Source organism: Psychromarinibacter sediminicola, assembly GCF_029168335.1.
GTDB lineage: Bacteria > Pseudomonadota > Alphaproteobacteria > Rhodobacterales > Rhodobacteraceae > Psychromarinibacter > Psychromarinibacter sediminicola.
The window spans coordinates 15,378-31,895 of record NZ_JARGYC010000058.1 but is presented as its reverse complement, the minus strand read 5'-3'; the positions used below and the strand labels follow the sequence as shown (position 1 = coordinate 31,895).

General features: G+C 69.1%; 13 protein-coding genes. 7 read left to right on the top strand and 6 right to left on the bottom strand.

Annotated elements, in window-relative coordinates:
- Positions 1 to 180: 180 nt before the first annotated feature.
- From P1J78_RS18355 to P1J78_RS18335, 5 genes are all read right to left on the bottom strand, one after another.
- The gene (locus P1J78_RS18355; protein WP_275568835.1) at positions 181 to 1,407 is read right to left on the bottom strand and encodes a Tm-1-like ATP-binding domain-containing protein; all 1,227 of its coding nucleotides are present in this window, start codon (positions 1,405 to 1,407) and stop codon (positions 181 to 183) included.
- A complete protein-coding gene (locus tag P1J78_RS18350; protein ID WP_275568834.1) occupies positions 1,404 to 2,891 on the bottom strand; it encodes an aldehyde dehydrogenase in 1,488 nt (495 codons plus the stop codon). The genes P1J78_RS18355 and P1J78_RS18350 overlap by 4 nt, the downstream gene beginning before the upstream one ends.
- A gap of 3 nt (positions 2,892 to 2,894) precedes the next feature.
- Entirely contained in the window at positions 2,895 to 4,418 is a 1,524-nt protein-coding gene (locus P1J78_RS18345) for a tripartite tricarboxylate transporter permease (RefSeq protein ID WP_275568833.1), read from the bottom strand.
- A 13-nt stretch (positions 4,419 to 4,431) separates the two neighbouring features.
- On the bottom strand, positions 4,432 to 4,974 hold the full coding sequence (locus P1J78_RS18340) for a tripartite tricarboxylate transporter TctB family protein (protein WP_275568832.1): 543 nt from the start codon (positions 4,972 to 4,974) through the stop codon (positions 4,432 to 4,434).
- A gap of 183 nt (positions 4,975 to 5,157) precedes the next feature.
- Complete coding sequence (locus P1J78_RS18335; protein ID WP_275568831.1) at positions 5,158 to 6,096, bottom strand: tripartite tricarboxylate transporter substrate binding protein; 939 nt, start codon at positions 6,094 to 6,096, stop codon at positions 5,158 to 5,160.
- A 128-nt stretch (positions 6,097 to 6,224) separates the two neighbouring features.
- Between P1J78_RS18335 and P1J78_RS18330 the strand changes: the two genes are divergently transcribed.
- From P1J78_RS18330 to P1J78_RS18300, 7 genes are all read left to right on the top strand, one after another.
- On the top strand, positions 6,225 to 7,022 hold the full coding sequence (locus P1J78_RS18330; RefSeq protein WP_275568830.1) for an IclR family transcriptional regulator: 798 nt from the start codon (positions 6,225 to 6,227) through the stop codon (positions 7,020 to 7,022).
- A 12-nt stretch (positions 7,023 to 7,034) separates the two neighbouring features.
- Complete coding sequence (locus P1J78_RS18325) at positions 7,035 to 8,390, top strand: aspartate aminotransferase family protein (protein WP_275568829.1); 1,356 nt, start codon at positions 7,035 to 7,037, stop codon at positions 8,388 to 8,390.
- A 316-nt stretch (positions 8,391 to 8,706) separates the two neighbouring features.
- The gene (locus P1J78_RS18320; RefSeq protein WP_309568140.1) at positions 8,707 to 9,372 is read left to right on the top strand and encodes a GntR family transcriptional regulator; all 666 of its coding nucleotides are present in this window, start codon (positions 8,707 to 8,709) and stop codon (positions 9,370 to 9,372) included.
- A gap of 37 nt (positions 9,373 to 9,409) precedes the next feature.
- The gene (locus P1J78_RS18315; protein WP_275568828.1) at positions 9,410 to 10,429 is read left to right on the top strand and encodes an ABC transporter substrate-binding protein; all 1,020 of its coding nucleotides are present in this window, start codon (positions 9,410 to 9,412) and stop codon (positions 10,427 to 10,429) included.
- 93 nt (positions 10,430 to 10,522) lie between these two features.
- Positions 10,523 to 11,290, top strand: coding sequence for an ABC transporter ATP-binding protein (locus P1J78_RS18310; protein ID WP_275568827.1), 768 nt, complete (start codon positions 10,523 to 10,525; stop codon positions 11,288 to 11,290).
- Positions 11,283 to 12,116: an ABC transporter permease gene (locus tag P1J78_RS18305; protein ID WP_374213347.1), complete on the top strand. Its 834-nt coding sequence runs from the start codon at positions 11,283 to 11,285 to the stop codon at positions 12,114 to 12,116. The genes P1J78_RS18310 and P1J78_RS18305 overlap by 8 nt, the downstream gene beginning before the upstream one ends.
- The gene (locus P1J78_RS18300) at positions 12,113 to 13,366 is read left to right on the top strand and encodes an FAD-dependent oxidoreductase (RefSeq protein WP_275568826.1); all 1,254 of its coding nucleotides are present in this window, start codon (positions 12,113 to 12,115) and stop codon (positions 13,364 to 13,366) included. Before P1J78_RS18305 ends, P1J78_RS18300 begins: the two co-directional genes overlap by 4 nt.
- A 50-nt stretch (positions 13,367 to 13,416) precedes the next feature.
- Here P1J78_RS18300 and P1J78_RS18295 read toward each other — a convergent pair whose 3' ends face one another.
- On the bottom strand, positions 13,417 to 16,188 hold the full coding sequence (locus P1J78_RS18295) for a peptidoglycan-binding domain-containing protein (RefSeq protein WP_275568825.1): 2,772 nt from the start codon (positions 16,186 to 16,188) through the stop codon (positions 13,417 to 13,419).
- Positions 16,189 to 16,518: the final 330 nt, after the last annotated feature.

The window sequence follows — 16,518 nt, the reverse complement described above, 5'->3', positions numbered from 1 at the left end:
GTCGGCGACATCTGCGATCTCTTCGAACCCGACGAATGCTGGAACTACTTCAAGGCCGCAGGATATGCCCACGATTAAACGCACGAAGCTCTAAGCAATTGAAAAGAAACGGTAAGGGGTCCGGGGGGACAGCGTCCCCCCAGCGGGTCGGATCGCCGAAGGCGATCCGAAACCCGAGGGTCAGCGCGTGACGGTCCCGTCCGCGAGCCAGCCGTCGAAGAGCTCCAGAACGGTGTCGCAGAACACCGCGTCGTTGATGTGGCCGTCGATCTCGCGCAGGTCGATCGTTTCCGGGCAGGTCCGGCGCATCTCGTCCAGGAAGGCCGCGAGCCCCTCGGCGTCGTGCAGGTCGGCGCCCGGCCGGTCCCACTCGTTGCAGCCGCCGGTGGGCAGCAGCATCACGGTCGGTCCCGTGGCCTGCGCCAGCCGCTCGGCATGCGCCCGCGCGACGGCGCGGCGGCGGTCGTCGTCCAGAACCACCGCGGTCAGAAGCCGGTTATGCGCATGCGAGGGTAGCCCCTCCAGCGCCGCGGGGATCGGCTGCCAGCCGACGAGGTCGACGAGGTCGTAGCAGCCCGGCGCCACCATCTGGGGCGTGCCCCGCAGGCCGGCGGCGGTCAGGCGCGTCTCGCCCGCGGTGATCGCCGAGCCGTGGATGTGGTTGCCCACCTCCTGCGTGGCGAAGTCCATGACGGCGGCGAAGGCGCCCTCGGCAGCGAGCGACTCGAAGGCGCGGCCGCCCATGCCGGTGGCGTGGAACACCGCGACCTCGAAGCCGCGCGCCTCCAGCGCGGGTTTCAGCGCCACCATGTAGTGCAGCACCGTCTTGCCGAAGGAGGTCATGCCGATCAGCGGTTTCGACCGGTCCGGCGGGACCACGGCGCGGGCCGCGCCCAGCACCGCGCCGGCCGCCTGCGACAGCGACGCCTTGCAGACCGCGTTCAGGCCATAGAGCCCGCCGGCCCAGAGGATCATCTGCACATCCGCCGGCAGGCGCTCGGACGGGATCAGGGGCGAGAAGGAGACGGTCGAGACGATGTATTTCGGCACGCCCAGCGGCAGCGCGTTGCAGACGTCGAGCGCGAGGTCGGTGCCCATCGTGCCGCCCAGCACCAGCACGCCGTCGATCCGCCCTTCGCGGTGCAGCCGCGCCGCCAGCAGCGCCGCGCCCCTGGCCATGATCTGCATGGCCACGTTCTCGTCGCCGGCGTCGATGGCCTCGGCGATCGTATGGCCGCCCTCGGCCGCGACGTCGTGCTTGGAGTGGTCGGTGGGGGCCGACGGGTCGCCCAGCACGCTGACGTCCATCGTCACCACGTCGCCGCCCTGGCCGCGGATCGTTTCCGCGAGATAGTGCAACTCGTCGTCCTTGGTGTCGTAGGTGCCGACGATCAGGATGGAGGTCATAGCTTGAACCACGCGGTTTTCAGGTCGAGGTACTTGTCGAAGGCGTGCAGCGACTTGTCGTGGCCGTTGCCGGACTGTTTCAGCCCGCCCAGCGGCACGGTCAGGTCGGCGCCGCCATAGGTGTTCACGTGGACGACGCCGGCCTTCACCTTGCGCACCATCCGGTGGGCGCGGGACAGGTCGGAGGTCCAGACCGCGGCGGCGAGGCCGAATTCGGTGCCGTTGGCGATCTGCAGCGCCTCTTCCTCGGTGTCGAAGGGAATGACGGCGAGGACCGGGCCGAACACCTCCTGCTGGGCCAGCCGGTCGTCGGGTTCGACGCCGGTGACGATGGTGGGGGCCATGTAATAGCCGCCGGTTTCCTCCAGGATCCGCTTGCCGCCGATGCGGACCTCGCGGCCCTGGCTCTTCGCCTCTTCCACGAAGCCGAGATTCTGTTCGAGCTGGCGCAGCGAGTTGACGGCGCCGGCATTGGTCGACGGGTCCAGCGGGTCGCCGACCTTCATGTTTTCCGTCTGCGCGGCGAGGCGGGCGACGAAATCGTCGTGGATCGACCGTTCCACCAGGAGGCGCGAGCCCGCGACGCAGACCTGGCCAGAGTTGCGGAAGATGCCGGCGGCCGAGACCTTGGCGGCCTCGTCGAGATCCGGCGCGTCGGCGAAGACGATGTTCGGGGACTTGCCGCCGAGTTCGAGATAGACGCGTTTCATGTTGGATTTCGCGGACGCCTCCAGCAGGCGGCGGCCGGTGGCGCCGGAGCCGGTGAAGACCAGCACGTCGACATCCATCGACTCGGCGATTGCCGCGCCGACGACGTGGCCCTCGCCGGTGACGACGTTGAGAATGCCCTTCGGCAGGCCGGCCTCCAGCGCCAGCTCCGCTAGGCGGATCAGGGTGAGCGAGGCGGTCTCGGCCGGTTTCAGCACGACGGAGCAGCCGGCGGCGAGCGCCGGCCCCAGTTTCCAGGTGCCGATCATCAGCGGGAAGTTCCACGGCACGATGGCGCCGACGACGCCGGCGGGTTCGCGGTGGACCAGGCCGAGGTTGCCCGGGGCGGTGGGCGCTATTTCGCCATAAAGCTTGTCGAGCGCTTCGGCGTAGTAGCGGATGTTGGCGACGGCGGTGAGCGGTTCGGCCTTGAGCGCCATGCCGATCTCGGTGCCGTTGTTGCGCACGCCGAGGACGGCGAGATCCTCGGCCTCGGCCTCGATCAGCTCGGCCCATTTCATTAGGATCTTCTTGCGCGCGGCCGGGGCGAGGTCGGCCCAGCGCCCGTCGCCATGCGTGGCGCGGGCGGCGGCGATGGCGGCCTCGGCGTCCTGTGCCGTCCCCTTGGGGATCGTGGTCAGCACCTGCCCGTTCAGGGGCGAGATCACCTCCATCGTGGCGCCGTCGCTGGCCTCGCGGCGGGCGCCGTCGATGATGTGGGCGCCGGGGGTCACGGGGGCGTCGCGCAGGGCGTCGATGCGGGCTTGGTCCAGCATGGCTTACCTCGTCTGGCTGTCGTGCACGTCGTGGTCGTGCGAGAATTCGGGTTCGCGGTTGCGGTGCTCGCGGATCACGCCCCAGACATGCAGCGCGATCAGCGCCAGGATGGCCAGCGCGAGGATCGCGGCGATGGGGCGGTTGACGAAGTCGAGCGGCGTGTCGACGCGGGCCATGGCCGAGCGGAGCTTGGTCTCCATGATGCCGCCCAGCACCATGCCCAGCACGATCGGCACGATCGGCAGGTTCTGGCGTTTCAGGACCAGACCGAGGATGCCGAAGCCGGCCGCCATCATGCAGTCGGTGATCGAGTTGCGTAAGCTATAGACGCCGACGAAGGACAGGGTCAGGATCATCACGCCCAGAAACCGGGTGGGGATGCGGATGATCCGCATGATCAGGTTCGAGGAGAACAGCACGAACACCACCACCACGATGTTCAGCGCGATCATCGCGATGTAGAGCGCGTAGACGAAGTCCAGCTGGTTCTGGAACAGCCCCGGCCCGGGGATCACGTTGTGGACGTAGAACACCGACAGCATCATCGCGGTCAGCGCCTCGCCGGGGATGCCGAGCGCCAGCAGCGGGATCATCGCGGCGGCGGGGACGGCGTTGTTGGCGGATTCGCTGGCGATCAGCCCTTCCGGGGATCCCTTGCCGAACGCCTCGGGATCCTTCGAGCTGCGCTGGGCGTAGGTGTAGCTGAGGAACTGGGCGGTGAACTCGCCCACGCCGGGGATCATGCCCATCACCGTGCCGCTGCCGGCGCCGACGGCGGCGACGCGCTTGTGGCGCAGGACCTCGCCCATGGCGCGCAGCATGTTGCCCTTGATCGGCTGGGTCTTGGGCGCGGATTCGGGGTCGGTGAGGAGAAGGAAGGCCTGGCTCAGGGCGAAGAGGCCGAGCACCACGACGATCAGGTCGATGCCCGAGGCGAGCCATTCCTGACCGAAGGTGTAGCGCTGGGTGTATTTGACGGGCTCCAGCCCGACGGTCTGCAGGAAGATGCCGAAGGCGGCGAGCATGCCGGCGGCGAAGGTCTGGCCGCGATGGGCGATGATCACCAGGGCGATGCCGAGGAGCGCGGCGAGGAAGATCTCGCGGCTGCCGAACATCGGCGCGATCCGTGCCAGCAGGGGCGCGAAGAGGATCAGCGCGACGATGGAGATCAGCCCGCCGACGAAAGAGGCGCCGTAGGCGAGGCCGAGGGCGCGGAGCGCCTGGCCCTTCTGCGTCATCGGGTGGCCGTCATAGGTGGTCAGCGCGTTGACGGCGGTGCCGGGCGTGTTGATCAGGATGGCGGGCAGCGCGCCGCCGAACATCGAGCTGCCGTAGATGCCCAGCAGCATCGTCAGGCCGACGAGCGGGTCGAGCGCGAAGGTGGCGGGCAGCAGGATGGCGATGGCGACGGCCGGGCCGACGCCGGGGATCGCGCCGATGATCACGCCGCCGACGGAGCCGATCAGAAGCGCAACCAGGACGTCGAGGCGGGCGAGCAGGTCGAGGCCGGAGAGGAGGGCGTCCATGCGGGGCGGTCTTTCAGAGGTTGATCATGAAGAAGGTGCGCAGGGCGCCCGACGGCAGCAGGTCGTAGAGCTCGCCCGCCGGAATCCGGACCTGCAGGAAGCTCTTGAACATCAGCACGACCGCGCAGGCGAAGAGCGCCGAGATGCCGGCCCAGCGCAGGGAGCGGTATCCCATGCGGAAAGCCAGCGCCCAGACGAAGAGGATCGAGCCGGGAAGATAGCCGAGCCAGGGCACGATCAGCACATAGGCGATGAACCAGGCGGCGAATTCCAGCGAGCGCAGCCAGTATTTCGCCTCGGCCAGTCGGCCGGGGATGCGTTCGGAGACCAGCGCGCCCATGAGGTGGAGAAACGAGAACAGCGCCATGAAGCCGACGCTGACGGCGGGCCAGAAGGCGGGCTGGCCGAAGAACGCGGTGCGGGCGGTCCATTCGGTCTGCCACGGCATCGCGATCAGCAGCGCCAGCGAGAACAGGAAGAAGGCCAGCGCGAAGATCATGTCGCCGGGCCGGCGGTAGCGCTTGAAGAGGTCCTGGAGGGTCTTGATGCGGGTCATCGCGGGCTCTGCATGGCTGCGGGCGGGCTGTCGTGTCGCGGCCCGGCCGGGGCCTGGCCGCCACGGCGGCCGGCCCCGGATCCTGGTGCCTCCGGCTGGAGATGTTCGCCAAGATGAGGCCGGGGCCGCGCCGGGCCGTTTCGGGGGGGTCCGCCCCGGCGGATGCGCCGGGACGGGGCCGTCTCAGTTGTCGATCAGGCGCAGGACGGTGCCGAGGGTCTCGGCGTCCTTCTCGATCTGGGCGGCGGCCTCTTCGGCGTCCTGCCAGTAGATCAGCGCGCCGGTCTGTTCGGCCAGTTGCCTCGCCTCGTCCGACTGGATGACCTCCTGCGCGACGGCGGCGATCTTCTCGCGCACGTCCTCGGGCGTGTCCTTCAGCACGAACAGCCCGTTCCACAGCGCGATGTCCAGCTCGGGGTCCAGCTCGCCCACGGTCGGCGCGTCCGGAGTCAGCGGGATGCGCTCGGCGCCGATGGAGGCCAGGATCTGCACTTCGTCGAGACAGGGCAGGATCAGCTGCAGCGTGGTGTTGATCACGTCGGCATCGCCCGAGGCCAGCGTGTTGCAATCCAGCGCGTCGAAGGCGGCGTCGGAGGAATAGCTCCATCCCATCTTCTCGGCCAGGGCCAGCGTCACCTGGGTCGGGATCAGCACCGAGCCGAAATGACCCAGCGCCACGTCGTTCTCTGCCGCGTATTCGCCCAGTTCCTCCATCGAGGAATAGGGCGCGTCGGCCGATGTGGCGATCACGAACGGGTAGGTGAGAAAGATGCCGACGGGGTCGAACGGGTTGGGGTTCAGCGCCGGGATGCCGACCTCGGGGCCGATCAGGGGCACGCCGATCACGAAGGAGCCGATGGTGTAGCCGTCGGGGTCGGCCATCGCCACTTCGGCGGCGCCGGGGAACGGGCCGCCGCCGCCGCCGGGCTTGTTCACCACCGCGGTCGGGACGTCGTATTCCTCCTGAAACTCCTCGGCGATCATCCGGGTGAGCACGTCCTCCAGGTCGCCGGGCGGGAAGGGCACGACGAATTCAACGGGCTGTTCGGGATACTCGGCCTGCGCGGCCACGGGCAGGGCCAGCGCGAGCGCCGCGGCGCCGGTGGCGATTGATTTCAACATGGATGCCTCCTGTTGGTGGTTCATTATGCGAACCTTCGGTATCAAATATTCTTGCCAGTCGCCCGCATTTCTGTCAACGTTTCTGTGACTCGTTCGGTGCGAAAATTAGGGACAGCTCGGGCACGGAGATGGGCACGATCACGAAAGCACTTGAAATACTTGGGCTTTTTTCCCGTTCGCGGCCCGCGATGGGGCTGGGCGAGGTCGTGAAACTGACCGGCCGCGACAAGGCGACCGTGCATCGCCACCTGGTGGAGTTGGCGCAGAACGGCTTTCTGGAGCAGGATCGGGCGACGCGGGCCTACCGGCTGGGGCCGGCGATTCTCCGCCTTGGAGGCGTGCGCGAGGCGACCTATCCGCTGCGCTCGGCGCTACGGCCCGTGGTGAAGGAAACGGCGGCGCGGGTCGGCGAGCTCGTGCATGCCTCGGTGCTGCAGGGCGACATGCTGTCGCCTATCGTCCATGCCGACCCGCTGGGCCATGGCACGCAGGTGCATTTCGACGAGGGAGAGATGCTGCCCTTGCACGCGACCTCGTCGGGGCTGGCGGTTCTGGCGTTTTCGGAGCCTTCGTTCAGCGACCGTGTGTTGTCCGGCGATCTGGAGCGGATTACCGCCCAGACGCTGACCGACCCGGCGCGGCTGCGCGCGCTGCTGGAGGATGTGCGCCGCGCCGGAATCGCCCAGATGGACCGGGGGTTCGACGACGAGGTGTCCTCGCTGGGGGCGCCCGTCTTCGGGGCGGGCGGCGAGGTCGTCGGCGCGGTCTCGGTCGCCGTTCCGACGGTGCGCGCCGCGCCGGGGAAGCTGGACGCGATGCGGCCGGCGCTCTGCGCTGCGGTGGTGCAGGCCACGCGCGCGCTGGGCGGCCAGATCCCGCCCGAGCATTCGAACAAGTGGGCGGAAACGCCCGAAACCGCAAGCTAAGAGAGGCCCGCCATGAAAGACGCCAATTTCCTCAAGGAAAACAACGCCCGCCACATGTGGCACCCGATGGCGCATCCCGCCGACAGCCTGGCGAACCCGCCGGACATCATCGTCGAGGGGCAGGGCGTGGAGATCGTGGATGTCGACGGGCATCGCACGGTGGATGCCGTGGGCGGCCTGTGGAACGTGAACCTGGGCTATTCCTGCCAGCCGGTGAAGGACGCCATCGCGGCGCAGCTGGACCGGCTGCCCTACTATTCGACCTTCCGCGGCACCTCGAACGACGCCGTCATCGAGCTGTCCTGGATGCTGCGCGATTTCTTCGGGCCGGACGGGATGGCGCGGGCCTTCTTCACCTCGGGCGGCGGCGATTCGGTGGAGATCGCGCTGCGGCTGGCGCGGCAGTACCACAAGGTGCGCGGCGAGGCCGGGCGGGTGAAGTATCTGAGCCTCAAGAAGGGGTATCACGGGACGCACACGCTGGGCGCGAGCGTCAACGGCAACGCGAATTTCCGAACGCAGTACGAGCCGCTGATGCCCGGCTGCTATCACATTCCGGCGCCCTACACCTACCGCAACCCGTTCAACGAGACGGATCCGGAGCGGCTGGCGCAGCTGTGCCTGGCGGCGCTGGAGGACGAGATCAGGTTTCAGGGGGCGGAGACGATCGCCGCCTTCATCATGGAGCCGGTGCTGGGCGCGGGCGGGGTGATCCCGCCGCACGAGTCGTTCATGCCGGGGGTGCGCGAGATCTGCGACCGCTACGGCATCCTGCTGGTGGCCGACGAGGTGATCACCGGGTTCGGGCGCACCGGCGACTGGTCGGGCTCGCGCCACTGGGGCGTGCAGCCGGACATGATGTGCACCGCCAAGGCGATCACCAACGGGTATTTCCCGTTCGGCGCCGTGATGGTCTCGGACGCGGTGGCGGAGGTGTTCGAGGCGGACGAGAGCGGCCGGGGCGCCATCGGGTCGGGATACACCTATTCCGGTCATCCGGTGGGGGCGGCGGCGGCGATCGCCTGTCTCAAGGAGACCCAGGCGCAGGTTGTGAAGGACAACGCCGCCGCGCGCGGGGCGCAGCTGTTCGCGGGTCTGGAGAAGTTGAAGGCGAAATACGACGTGATCGGCGATGTGCGGGGCGGGCACGGGCTGATGTGCGCGCTGGAGCTGGTGTCGGATCGCGAGGCGAAGACGCCGATCGACAAGGGCACCATCGGCCAGGTGCATCGGGTGGCCTACGAGCACGGCGCCATGGTGCGGGTTTCGGGGCCGAACGTGATCCTGTCGCCGCCGCTGGTGCTGGAGGCCGGGCATGTGGAGACGATCCTGTCGGCGCTGGACGAAGGGTTCGCGGCGGTGTCCTAGGGGGCGGGCCGAACCGGCGCGGGGGGCATTGCCCCCCTGTCCATGCCAGGGCGGAACGAGAGGTCGGCAAGTGACGCGAGTACCTCGGGCGGTCTTTCGTGCGGTTCATGGAGGCCGAGAGGACGACTCTGAAAGTACTTGAATAAATCACGTGTCGTCGCGACCCGGCGCGGCGAAACCGCCCTGCCGCGCCCGACTCGCGTCCGTCCGACGCCGCGGCAGGCCAGGCTTCGTTGCCCCCTCAACGACAGCGCTTGACACGGCCGGCCCAACAATCCGAAAAAAGTGTCACATTTTTTCGGAGGGGCTGGCCGGCGTGTTCTTCGGGACGGACAGGAAAGAGGATGCGACCGTCGTGGCGATGCTCGCCTCGGCGATCCGGCGGGACATCTCCTTCGGCGTCCTGCGGCCGGATCAGAAGCTGAAGATCGACGCGCTGCGGCAGGCCTACGGCGGCTCGACCCATTCCATGCGCGAGACGCTGCGGATGCTGACCGCCGAAGGCATGGTCGAGGCGACCTCGCAGCGCGGCTTCCGGGTGACCTCGGCGACCGAGGAGGACCGGTGCGACATTCTCCTGATGCGGCTGAAGGTTGAGCGGCTCGGCCTGGCCCGCTCAATGGAACGCGGCGGCGTCGACTGGGAGGGCCGGCTCGTCGCCGCCCAGCATGCCGTGTCCCGGGCGGATGCGGCGGTGCGGACGGATCCGGGCGACCTGACCGCGCTGGAATGGGACGAGGCCTGCCGGAAATTCGCCGGCACCCTGGTGGCGGCCAGCGACTCGCCCCGGCTGATCGAGATGGTCGGCATGTTCTTCAACCAGTCCCGCCGCTTCCGCCTGGCGCATCTGCGCGAGGGCGCGATCGACTTCGCCGCCCGGGCCACCCGCCGGGATAGCCTGTGCCGCGCAATCCTCGACCGCGACGGCCCGGGCGCCCTGGCCGTGCAGGAGGAGGATATCCGGGCGGATATGGGGGCCTGAGACGACCGACGACCGAAGAAACCAAAGGGAGGACACCATGGTCAGAATGAACAGACGACAGACGATCGGAATGATCGGCGCCGCCGCGGCCTCGGGGCTCGCGGCGCCGGCGATCGCCCAGAACCGGAAAGTGGTCGTGGGCGCGCTGCGCTTCACCTCGCATTCCGGCAGCTTCATCGCGGTGGAGCGGGGCTACTTCGCCGACGAAGGCCTGGACGTGGAGCTGAAGTTCTTCCAGGCGGCGCAGCCGATGGCCGTCGCCATCGCCTCGGGCGACGTGGACTATGCCGTGACGGCGATTTCGGGCGGGCTGATCTCGCTGGCCCAGAAGGGCGCGATCAAGGTGATCGGCGGCGCGCTGTCGGAAGAGGAAGGCATCGACGGCCAGCAGATCCTGGTCTCGGACGCGGCCTACCAGGCCGGGATCACCAGCCCCGGCATGCTGGACGGCAAGACCTACGGCGTCACGCAGACCGGCTCGTCGTTCCACTATGTCGGCTCGAAGATCGCCGAGGCGGAAGGGATCGACGTGACCTTCAAGCCGCTTCAGAAGGTGGGCGCCGTGATCGGCGCGCTGAAGTCGGGTCAGATCGACGCCTGGAACATCGTCCCGCACATCGCCAAGCCGCTGGCCGGCTCCGGCGCGGTGCATATCGTCGGCGCGGTGCAGGACTACCTGCCGAGATACCAGACCACGACGGTCTTTACCTCGGCGGAGAACGCCGCCAACGAGCGCGAGCTGACCGAGAGCTTCCTGGCCGGCTTCACGCGCGGCGTGTCGGACTACAATTCGACGATGATCGACAAGGCCGGCGGGCAGGAAGGCGTCGACGAGATGGTCGAGCTGATCCACAACTACGTCTATACCGACCGGCCGCTCGAAAAGGCGGCGCCGTCCATCATCAACGGCACGATGCGCATCAACGAGGGCGCGCGGCTGAACATCGCCTCGGTCCGCGACCAGCTGGAGTGGTTCCAGGCGCAGGGTCTCGTCGACGAGTCCATCACCCTGGATACGCTGGTCGACACCAGCTACGTCGAGACCTTCGAGGCCTGATCCCGGCCCGGACCATGAGCCCGCCCCGCGCTTCGGCCGGGACGGGCCCCCGAATTGACCGTCCCGCCCCGACCGGACCCGACAGGAGCGCCCATGGACATCCGCCTCGAGGCGATCAGCCACGCCTATGGCGACACCGACGTGCTGGAGGACATCACGCTCGACATCCCGGCGGGCCGGATCGTCTGTCTCGTCGGTCCGTCGGGCTGCGGGAAATCCACGCTGCTGCGCATCATCGGCGGGCTGGAGCGGCCCGGCGCCGGGCGCGTGCTGCAGGTGGGCGCCCCGCCCGAGGGCTGCCTTAACCCGCTGACCTACGTGTTCCAGGACTTCGCGCTGCTGCCCTGGCGCACGGTGCGCGGGAACGTCTCGCTGGTGCTCGAAGACCACGGGATCCGCCGCGCGCGCGCCAGGGACATCATCGACGACGTGCTGGCGCGGACGAAGCTTTCCGATTTCGCGGGCGCCCTGCCCAAGCAGCTTTCGGGCGGTATGAAACAGCGCGTGGCCATCGCCCGCGCCCTCGCCGTCAACCCGGCGGTGATGCTGATGGACGAGCCGCTCTCCGCCCTCGACAGCCAGACCCGCGAGCTGTTGATGGACGACCTGATCGCGCTCTGGACGCGGCAGCCTTTCACCTCGGTCTACGTCACCCACAACTTGGCGGAGGCGGTCCGGCTGGGACATCGCATCGTCGTGCTGTCGCGCCGGCCCGGGCGGATCTGCGAGGTGGTCGAGATCGACAAGCCGCTGGCCGAGCGGCTCTATGCCGACCCCGACCTCGACGACGTCCAGCGGCACCTGTGGGAACTGATGCGCGACGAGGCCCGCGCGGCCGAAGAGGAACTGATCGATGTCTGATATGACGGCAGGCCCGCGCGCGCCCGCAGACCCGGACGTTCCCGCGATGGAGGTGCGGTTCCGCGGCGGCGGTTTCGCGCCCGAGTCGCGCCGCTGGGTCGGCGTGGCCGTCTTCGTCGCGCTGATCGCGCTGGTGGAATGGGGCACGCGGGCGGGCTGGATCTCGCCGCTGACGCTGCCGCGGCCGACGGACGTGTTCGGCACCTTCGTTGAACTGTGGAACAGCGGCCTGCTGTTCAAACATCTGGGCCCCTCCCTCAGCCGGCTGGCCGTGGGCGCGGCGCTGGGCGCGAGCGCAGGGATCCTGATCGGCGTGCTGATCGGGCTGTTCTCCTATGTGCGGGCGGGTCTGGTGCCGCTCGTGGCGGCGCTGTTCCCGATCCCCAAGATCGCGCTGCTGCCGCTCTTCGTGATCTGGTTCGGCATCGACGAGGGCTCGAAATACGCGCTCATCGGCTTCGGCACCTTCTCGCCCACGGTGGTGGCGACCTATGGCGCCGTGGACAACGTGGACCGCTCGCTCATCCGCATGGGCCAGAGTTTCGGCCTGTCCTGGCTGTCGATCGTGCGCAAGATCGTGCTGCCGGGGGCGATGCCTGGGATCCTCTCGGGCCTGCGCATCTCGCTGGCCATCGCGATCATCCTGCTCGTGGCGGCCGAGATGCTGGGCGCCGAATATGGCATCGGCGCCTATATCCTGCAGGCCGGGTCGCTCTACGACCTCGAACGGCTGTTCGCGGGCGTCGTGATCCTGTCGCTCCTCGGCCTGCTGGTCAGCGCCACCATCGCGCAGATCGAACGCCGGATCCTCGGGTGGCGGACATGAGCCGCTGGGACGTCATCGTCGCGGGCGGCGGCACGGCTGGCACGGCGGCGGCCATCGCCGCCGCGCGCGCCGGGGCGCGGGTGCTGCTGGTCGAGCGCAACGGCTGCCTCGGCGGGGCTGCGACGATGCGCAACGTCTCGACCTGGTGCGGGATGATGACGCTGGGCGAAGAGCCGCGCCAGGCCGTCTACGGCGTCGCCGACGAGGTGATGCGGGGGCTTCGCGCCATGGGCGGGCTCGGCCCGGTGATGCGGTTCCGCGGCGTGTTCCTGCCCTTCGATCCCGAACCGCTCAAGCGCGTGCTCGACCGGCTGACCGAGGAGGCGGGCGTAGAGGTCTATCACGGCGCCTTCGTCTCCGACGCGCAGCGCGACGGCGAGCGGCTGCACTCCGTGACCCTGACCGATCACGGCGGTTCGACCGTGTTGGAGGCGCACGCCTTCGTGGACTGCACGGGCGAGGGCGATCTCGCGGCGCGGGCCGGGGCGGCGACCCGCTACGGCAATGCGACGGGCGTGAATCTCGGAACCCTCGCCACACGGTTCGGCGGCGTGCCCCGCGATGTCGAGGTGACGACGGATCAGCTGATCGACGCGATCGCGGCGCAGGGCTTTGCCCCCGGGACGGTGACCAAGGACCGCTGCGTCGTGGTGCGCCTGCCGAATTCGCACGACATGGTCCTCTACCTCGCCTCGGCCGATTACGATCCGCGCGACGTCCTGTCGCTCTCGCGCGCCGAGCGCGACACGCGCCGGCAGGCCTGGGCCTATCTGGAGGCGGTTCGCACGATCCCCGGCTGCGAGAATGCCTATCTCGTCTCCACCGGGCCGGAGCTCGGTACGCGCGAATCCCGTCACATGGTCTGCCGGCATCACCTGACCTGGGATGACATCGCCGCGCGCCGCAAGTTCGACGACTGCATCGCCCTGGGCGCATGGGGCGCGGAATGGCACGACCGGGCGACCTGGACGTCGAGTTTCGACTTTCCGCCCGAGCGCGCGCCTTACCGGATCCCGCTCGCCTGCCTGCACAGCGTCGACACGCCGAACCTGTTCTGCGCCGGGCGCCTCGCGGACGGGGACCGCAAGGCCGGCGCGGCGATCCGCGTGATGGGAACCGGCATGGCCACGGGCCAGGCGGCCGGCGCGGCCGCGGCGCTGGAGGCGGAGCGCCGGTTCAGCCCCGAGGCGGTCCAGCAGCTTCTGCGACATCAGGGGGCCGTTCTGGACCCGGACGAGTTGCCCTCGTGACGGCGCAGCCATCCGGCGCCGCCCCGGTCGGGCGAGCGGATGGGGTATTCTCAGCGCATCAGGCGGTATCCAAACATGCCGCTCTTTGACCGTGCGAACAGGTACAGGCCGTCCGCCGTGCCGACGGACTGTATCGTGGCGAAGTAGGCGCGGTCCGCCCAGCCATGCGCGTCGCTCCAGGGCGGCGCGTCCTTTGCGACGAGAACCCACTTGCCGCGGGCGGGATCGAGGCGGTGCGTGACCATGCCGTCCTTGCCCCGGCCGAGCAGGAAGAGCCGGCCGCCCGCTTCCACGCCGTGCAGCGTGGCGTATCGGGAAGCCGAATTCCAGCCATGGTCGTCGCCGTCGCCCGGCGCATTCGTTGCCGCCTCCACCCATGATTTGGTGCCACGGTCCAGCCGCAGTATCTTGGTGCCGGCATTCAGGCGGGCCAGGAGGTAGAGGGTCCCGCCGGCCTCGACGGCCTGGATCGTGGTGTAATTGGAGGGATCGCGCCATCCGTAGCTGTCGGACCATCGCGGATCATTGCCTGCGGCACGTTCCCACCGACGGCTGTGGGGGTCGAGCCACAGCGTGATCATCCCGCGGTTCGCCCGCGCCAGCAGGTAAAGGCCGTGATCCGTCCCGACCGCCTGGATCGTCGCGTAGTTCGTGATGTCGTCCCAACGTGCCGCGTCGGACCATTCGGGATCGTCCCGGGCGGCACGCTCCCACGCGCCCTTCTCCCGGTCCAGGCGGAGGGTGATCATGCCGCGGTTCGCCCGCGCCAGAAGGTAGAGCTCGCCGCCGGCCTCGACCGCCTGGATCGTCCGGTAATTCGAGGCATCGGCCCACGCATGATCGTTCGACCAGGCCGGGTCGTTCCGGGCCGCGCGGCGCCACCGCCGGTGTGCCTTGTCGAGGCGGAGCGTGACGATACCGCTGGGCGCGCGCGCAACGAGGTAGAGCGTCCCGTCGACCGCCACGGCCTGGATCGTGGAATAGGAGGCCATCTGGTTCCAGCCGGCATCGTCGGACCATTGCGGATCGTTATCGGCCGCGCGGCGCCATTGGCCGGAGGGGGCCAGACGATAGGTCTTCAGCCCGTGGTTGGCCCGCGCGATCAGATACAGATCGGCGCCCACCGCGACGGCCTGGATCGTGTCGTAATTCGACGGGTCGTCCCAGCCATGCGCGTCGCTCCAGTTCGGCCAGCCGCTCGCGAAGCGCTCCCAGCGCCAGGCGTCCTCGGGGTCGGGCGCCGGGGTGGCGGCCATCAGGGCATCGAGCACCTGGCGCGTCAGATAGCCCGTCGCGGGCAGGTCCGCCCGTCGCTGGAAATCGGCGATGGCCGCGCGGGTCGCGGCATCGAAAACCCCGTCGATCCGCCCCGGCGGATGGCCGGCGGCATCCAGGCGCTCCTCGACCCGAAGCCGGGTCGCGCGCACCAGATGGAGCTGCCGTTCGGTCTCGGCCGCGCGAAGCGTCGCGATCCGGGCGCGCGCCTCCTGCGCGAAAAGGCCGTCGGGGAATTCGGCAAGGTAGTTACGATAGGCCGCGATGTCATCGTGCGCCCGCGCCGTGTCCCACGCATTCCGGTCGCGGCGCTCCTGCCGCGCCTGGCGCTCGGCGGCGATCTCTTTCAGTCGTTCCCGCGCTACGTCGGAATACAGACCGTTCGGGTAGCGATGCAGGTATCTCCGCAGCCCGGCCTCGTCCGCGCCGGCGCCCGTCGCGTCCCAGAAAAGCCGGTCGCGGCGCTCTACCTCGCGGCGCCTGCGCTCCGCCTCCGCCCGGATATTCGCCGCATGGGCCTCGCCCTGTTGCCGCAGCAGCGCGGCCTGCTCCGCGTCGAGATACCCGGTCACGGCGAAGCCGTTCCGGTCCTGCCACGCGGAAATCGCCGCGCGGGTTCCGCGCCCGAAAATGCCGTCGATCGCACTGTGATAATCCCCGAGCAGCAGAAGGTGCTTCTGCAACGCGCGGCGCTCGTCATGGGACAGCCGCAGCGCCTCCTCGGCCCTCCGCGCGCGCCTTTGTTCGTCCACGAGCAGCCTGGAGACGGCGGCTTCGGCCTCGGCGGCGTATCGTCCTTCGGGGAAGGCGCCGAGATAGGCGCGGAACGCCTCGACCGTGTTCTCTTCCGTCACCAGGGCCCAGAGCCGGCCTTCGAAGGATTTCGGGCTCGGGGCATCGGGAAGAATGGCGCCGTGTGTCGGCCCGACATGCACGTGGAGTCCGGGCGGCGCCTGTCGCAGCACCTCGCGAAGGTCGGCGCCGGGAACCAGCACCCGGTCGGACAGGAAGGGCGCGACGCTGTGAAGCGGGCCGGCCAGGAAATGCGCGTCCCGCGGCAGCACATCGGGGGCGAGGCCGTTGGTCAGGTCGGGCCCGACCCGGACATCGCCCGGCGCGTCGATGGCCACGACGAGCGCAGGTGCGTCCCGGCCGGACGCCAGATCGGCCAGAGCCCCGATGGAAAGCCCCTGCTGCGCGACGAAGGCGCCGGGAACGCCGGCATCGACCGCAAGCAGGAAGGCATCCCGGCGGTTGGAGATGATCTGCCCCGCAGCCAGGATCAGCAGCCGGTCCGCCTCTTCGGCGTGCCGCGCCGCCACCTGCATCTCGCGCCGCAGCCGCGCCATCGGCGCGTCCTCGATCACGCGCACCTCGTATCCCGCCTCCTCCAGCCCCGGCACGAGGTCCAGAATGCGGGACATGGCGGGCGAAGAGCGATGGACCTCGTATGTCCGCTGGACGAGCAGAACCGCGAGGTCGCCCGCCTTGGTCGTTCCGGGCCAGGAAACAAGAAGACCGATCAGCAGAAGGATGAGGTGGCGCAAAGCATCCTCCTATGCGTCGCTTCGGGCAAGTCAGGCTGCCCGTCGGGAGCCGGCGCGCGGAAGGTCGCCCTCGAAGTAATCTCTTGAATCGGGTTCGGACGAGACGTCGCGAGGGGAACCGAGCCCAGGAAAGATGTGATCGGGCGGACGGAAAGATGTCGGATCGGTTCGTGCAGCGACATGCGTCATGCCCCCGAGGTCGAACGGAAGCATAGCACGGCGAAGCCCGAAATAGAACAATCTACCGGCGGGCCGACGGATTGGCCCCCGGGCAATGCCGGCCACCACACCGGCGTCCGGCGACCCGTGCGGCGGCGGAGGTTGCACATG

Coding starts and splice junctions, on each gene's coding strand:
- P1J78_RS18355 (WP_275568835.1), bottom strand. CDS start 1,407: ATGACCTCCATCCTGATCGTCGGCACCTACGACACCAAGGACGACGAG.
- P1J78_RS18350 (WP_275568834.1), bottom strand. CDS start 2,891: ATGCTGGACCAAGCCCGCATCGACGCCCTGCGCGACGCCCCCGTGACC.
- P1J78_RS18345 (WP_275568833.1), bottom strand. CDS start 4,418: ATGGACGCCCTCCTCTCCGGCCTCGACCTGCTCGCCCGCCTCGACGTC.
- P1J78_RS18340 (WP_275568832.1), bottom strand. CDS start 4,974: ATGACCCGCATCAAGACCCTCCAGGACCTCTTCAAGCGCTACCGCCGG.
- P1J78_RS18335 (WP_275568831.1), bottom strand. CDS start 6,096: ATGTTGAAATCAATCGCCACCGGCGCCGCGGCGCTCGCGCTGGCCCTG.
- P1J78_RS18330 (WP_275568830.1), top strand. CDS start 6,225: ATGGGCACGATCACGAAAGCACTTGAAATACTTGGGCTTTTTTCCCGT.
- P1J78_RS18325 (WP_275568829.1), top strand. CDS start 7,035: ATGAAAGACGCCAATTTCCTCAAGGAAAACAACGCCCGCCACATGTGG.
- P1J78_RS18315 (WP_275568828.1), top strand. CDS start 9,410: ATGGTCAGAATGAACAGACGACAGACGATCGGAATGATCGGCGCCGCC.
- P1J78_RS18310 (WP_275568827.1), top strand. CDS start 10,523: ATGGACATCCGCCTCGAGGCGATCAGCCACGCCTATGGCGACACCGAC.
- P1J78_RS18305 (WP_374213347.1), top strand. CDS start 11,283: ATGTCTGATATGACGGCAGGCCCGCGCGCGCCCGCAGACCCGGACGTT.
- P1J78_RS18300 (WP_275568826.1), top strand. CDS start 12,113: ATGAGCCGCTGGGACGTCATCGTCGCGGGCGGCGGCACGGCTGGCACG.